We start from the raw sequence: 2,319 nt of genomic DNA on the forward strand, positions 1-2,319 counted from the left end.
GTTTTTCCGGGTTCTAATTTAAAATTAATGTTTGTCAATGCGTCCTTTTCACTTTTAGAGTATTTGAAAGAAACATTCTTAAATTCGATTGTGGATTTTCTTTCGTTAATTGTTCCTATTTCTCCATCAACAATGCTCAATTCAGTATCAAGTACTTGTTTCACACGTTTGATAGGGAGAATTAAATCTGGAAGATTTTTTGAAAATGATATGATTATTAAAATAGAGCTCACGATTTGGGTGGCATATTGAATAAATGCAATCAGGTCACCTGTTAGGATTGTTCCTGATTCTATTTGATAAGATCCGAAGTACAATATTGAGACAATCATAATTGATGAATGCAATGTCATTAAGGGATTTAAAAATAGAATATATCTTCTGATAGAATCTCTTAGCTCTTTGAATTCGTCATTTGTCGCTTTAAATTTTTTTGATTCATAATCCTCTCTGACAAATGTTTTAATAACTTCCATTCCGGTAATGATTTCCCTAACCATTCCCTTGATGTCGGGCAGTTTGTCTAGTATGATTAAGTATGGAACAGTTTTCTTTAAAATAAAAAACATAAAAACGATAATCAGGATTAATATCATCAATATAATCCAGTATAAGTTTGTTCCCAGTTGAATTGTTTTTATAATGCCCCCTATTGCCATAGCGGGTGCGAATATAATCACATCAAATGCCCACTCTAAAATCATTCGGATACGTGACACGTCATTTGTTGTTCGTGTCATCAATGTTGATTTTGAAATGTTATTGTGTTCATGATTTGAAAACTTCAAAACTTTTGAAAAAACGAGTATTCTTAAGTTATATGAATATTCTGAAGCAACTTTACATGAAAAAAGAGAAACAATTATTCCTGTGATTGTAGCAAGAATAGTAAGCATTATCATTGTTGTTCCTGCACTGTAAATGTATGCTATATCACCATTTGCAATGCCTATATCAACAATTTTGGAAGTATATTCCGGCAGTTGCAATGTAAAGTATGCTTCAAGAACAAGCAATGCTATTATAATAATTATCGTTTTAATATTCTTTTTCAATGGGGAAAATATATTCCACATATGTAATTTTATGATTATTCCTATTAATAAATCTGCTTAGGAGACCTCTTTTAAAATCGTTTTTTTATATTGTTAATTATTTTGTCGGACAGAAATTAGGATATTCTGAATCTTGGTGTTTGCAGTTTATAATTCCACAATTTATACAGGAGTAATTTTTCATGATATTTCCCCCGAGGATTATTCTATTCCCATATTATTCTTTTTAATTTTTCTTAAAAAATAGTTATCCATACAATTTTGATGGGTTTTATATTAATAGTGAACGAATACTTCGAATTCTCCAAAGTAGTTCAAAAAAGCCCCCCCCCAATGAAAATACCAAAACATCCCTTAAACTTCGGACTAATTCATCATTATTTTCTCTTAAGTTTTTCCACCATCTTATCCCTTCTTTCTATCCTGTCTTGTTTAGATTGTTTCATGTTTTCTCTGAATTCATCTTTTCGTCTTTGATTTTCTTCCCTGAACTTTTCTATTTTCTCTTTTCTTTTTATGTTGAATGTTTTAACAGTGTATTTAAATTTATACTCTTTGCCAAAGTTATTGAACAGATGCCTTAAGAATAGATAGTAAATGATTGAACTCAATAGTTGACCGCAGCAAATTCCAATCAAAACACATGCCCCATTTGAAATGGTATTTACAAGTAAGACTATTAAAGCCACTTCAAATATTATTCTAATTATGGTAAACATTAGGGAATACATACTTTTTCCAAAACCATCCAACATCTTTGCTGAAATCATGGAAACTGGCGTTAAAACCATAAGGACTGTTCCACCAATTGCTATCCAAAATATTTCATTTTCCATCCCTGTAATGGAAAATATGCTAAATGCATATTCGCGCAAGAAAATAAATGCAATCATTACTACAAGTGTAGTGAAGATTGATATTTTCATCACATATTTGAACATTTTTTCCAATTCATCAAATTTCTCTGCTCCGAATAAATGACCTGTAACGCTCATCAATCCTCTCCCATAACCTCGAACAGGTGCAATCAGCAATGCCCTTAATTTAAGTGCCACAGAATTTGAACTACCTCGACTTTGTAGAAGTCGAGGATTCCTAGATTTGTTTTTTTGTGCCACTTGTTTATTTGGCGTTTTCTAGGCTATTCCCGTAGTCCCACCGGTTCAAAATATTAATGGCGGCGTTAATGTCACGGTCTAGTGTTTTACCGCAGTTTGGACATTTCCATTTTCGTGTTTTCACATCTAATTCATGGTTGATGTTT

The 2,319-nt window shown here is 31.7% G+C and carries 2 protein-coding genes; both read right to left on the reverse strand.

Features of this window, described 5'->3' with window-relative positions; all coding sequences use genetic code 11:
• The coding region (locus QZ143_RS09740) for an ABC transporter transmembrane domain-containing protein (protein ID WP_292883712.1) at positions 1–1,076 on the reverse strand (1,076 nt) is incomplete at its 3' end.
• Positions 1,077–1,432: 356 nt separating this feature from the next.
• A complete protein-coding gene (locus QZ143_RS09745) occupies positions 1,433–2,110 on the reverse strand; it encodes an MATE family efflux transporter (protein ID WP_292883714.1) in 678 nt (225 codons plus the stop codon).
• Positions 2,111–2,319: the final 209 nt, after the last annotated feature.

It is taken from the genome of Methanobrevibacter sp. UBA188, from assembly GCF_905234905.1.
Taxonomy (GTDB): Archaea; Methanobacteriota; Methanobacteria; order Methanobacteriales; family Methanobacteriaceae; genus Methanocatella.